The sequence below is a fragment of the Variovorax sp. 01T439_2 genome (genome assembly GCF_056398445.1).
Map to the genome: position 1 here is coordinate 1 of NZ_JBFTPJ010001048.1, position 1,948 is coordinate 1,948.

A 1,948-nucleotide genomic window follows, 5' to 3' on the forward strand; every position below is an offset into this window, starting at 1 on the left:
TCTCCGACGTGATCCCGCTGCTGACGCGCGTCTATCCCAACGGCAGCGCCGACGTGAACGCGTTCCAGGCCGCGGGCGGCCCGGGCTTCGTGATCGGCGAGCTGCTCGACGCCGGCCTGATGCACGCCGACGTGCTCACGGTGCGTGCCGGCGGCATCCGCGAATTCGCGAACATTCCCTCCCTTGCGCAGGACAAGCGCCTGGCCTGGACCTCCGCCGCGCCTTCCAAGGACGAAGCCGTCGCGCGGCCCGTGGAGAACCCCTTCAGCGCGACCGGCGGGCTGAAGCTGCTCAACGGCAACCTGGGGCGCAGCGTGATCAAGGTGTCCTCGGTGCCCGACGACCGCCACGTGATCGAGGCGCCGGCGCGCGTCTTCGATTCGCAGGCTGCGCTGCACCAGGCCTTCACCGCCGGCGAGCTGGAGCGCGACGTGGTCTGCGTGGTGCGCTGGCAGGGGCCGCAGGCCAACGGCATGCCCGAGCTGCACAAGCTCACGCCGCCGCTGTCGGTGCTGCAGGGCAAGGGCTTTCGCGTGGCGCTGGTCACCGACGGCCGCATGAGCGGCGCCTCGGGCAAGGTGCCCGCGGCCATCCACGTTTCTCCGGAAGCCGCCGCGGGCGGCCCGCTCGCCAAGGTGCGCGACGGCGACGTCGTGCGCCTGGACGCCGTCGCGGGCACACTGGCGGTGCTGGTGCCCGACGACGAATGGGCCGAACGCGAGATCGCCAAGCTGCCCGAGGCCCAGCGCATCGCAGACAGCCACGGCCTGGGCCGCGAGCTGTTCGCTGGCATGCGGCGCAATGCGCTGACGGCGGAAGAAGGCGCATGCTCGTGGCTGTGAACATTGGAGCAATGAAATGACAGACAAACTCACCGCACTCGAGGTCATGCGCGATGCACCGGTCATTCCGGTGATCGTGCTGCACGACGTGAAACATGCCATTCCACTGGCGCGCGCGCTGGTGGCCGGCGGCATCCGCATGCTCGAGGTCACGCTGCGCACGCCGCAGGCGCTCGAATGCATCGAGGCCATTGCCAGGGACGTGCCCGAGGCCGTGGCCGGCGCGGGCACCATCCGCAGCGCGGCCGATGCGCAGGCCTCGGCGCTGGCCGGCGCGAAGTTCGGCGTGAGCCCGGGCTATACGCGTGCAGTGGGCAAGGCCTGCCACGACCTCGGCCTGCCGCTTCTGCCCGGCGTGGCCACCGGCAGCGAGATCATGACGGCGCAGGAAGACGGCTACACCGAGCTCAAGTTCTTTCCCGCGCTGCAGGCGGGCGGCATTCCCATGCTGAAGGCGTGGCAGGGCCCGTTCGGCGACGTGAGCTTCTGCCCGACCGGCGGCATCCATGCCGACAACGCAGCCGAGTTCCTGGCGCTCTCGAACGTGGCCTGCGTGGGCGGCTCGTGGATCGTGCCGGCCGACGCCATCCGCAACGGCGACTGGGCGCGCATCGAGCAGCTCGCGCGCGCCGCGAGCCAGCTCTCGCGCTGAGCCGGTCATGCGTGCGGATTTCGACGCCAGTGACCTGAAGGTCATTGCCTTCGACGTTTTCGGCACCGTGGTCGACTGGCACAGCGGCATCGCGGCCGAGGCCGAGCGCGTGTTGCCCGGTGTCGACGGCGCTGCCTTTGCGCTGGCCTGGCGCGCGGGCTACCAGCCCGCCATGAAATCCGTGATGGAGCGCATCGCGGCGGGCGAGGGCGGCTTCACGCTGCTCGACGAGCTGCACCTGAGCATGCTCGAACAGGTGCTGCACGACTTCAGCCTGGCCGACCGGCTCGACGGCGCCGCCAAGCGCGACCTGAGCCGCGCCTGGCACCGCCTGCCGGCGTGGCCCGATGCGGTGGAGGGGCTCACGCGCCTCAAGAAGAAATTCACCATCTGCACGCTCTCCAACGGCAACATCGGCCTTTTGACCGAAATGGCCAAGCGCGCCGGCCTGCCC

At 70.3% G+C, this 1,948-nt stretch carries 3 protein-coding genes; all 3 read left to right on the forward strand.

Going from position 1 to position 1,948, the window contains the following annotated elements:
- Positions 1 to 842: dihydroxy-acid dehydratase domain-containing protein (locus tag AC1DOC_RS31650; protein ID WP_478131336.1), on the forward strand; the 842-nt coding region annotated here is incomplete at its 5' end.
- 16 nt (positions 843 to 858) lie between these two features.
- Positions 859 to 1,494, forward strand: a complete 636-nt coding sequence (gene eda, locus AC1DOC_RS31655; protein WP_278876712.1) for a bifunctional 4-hydroxy-2-oxoglutarate aldolase/2-dehydro-3-deoxy-phosphogluconate aldolase — start codon at positions 859 to 861, stop codon at positions 1,492 to 1,494.
- A 7-nt stretch (positions 1,495 to 1,501) separates the two neighbouring features.
- Positions 1,502 to 1,948: HAD family hydrolase (locus AC1DOC_RS31660; protein ID WP_478131337.1), on the forward strand; the 447-nt coding region annotated here is incomplete at its 3' end.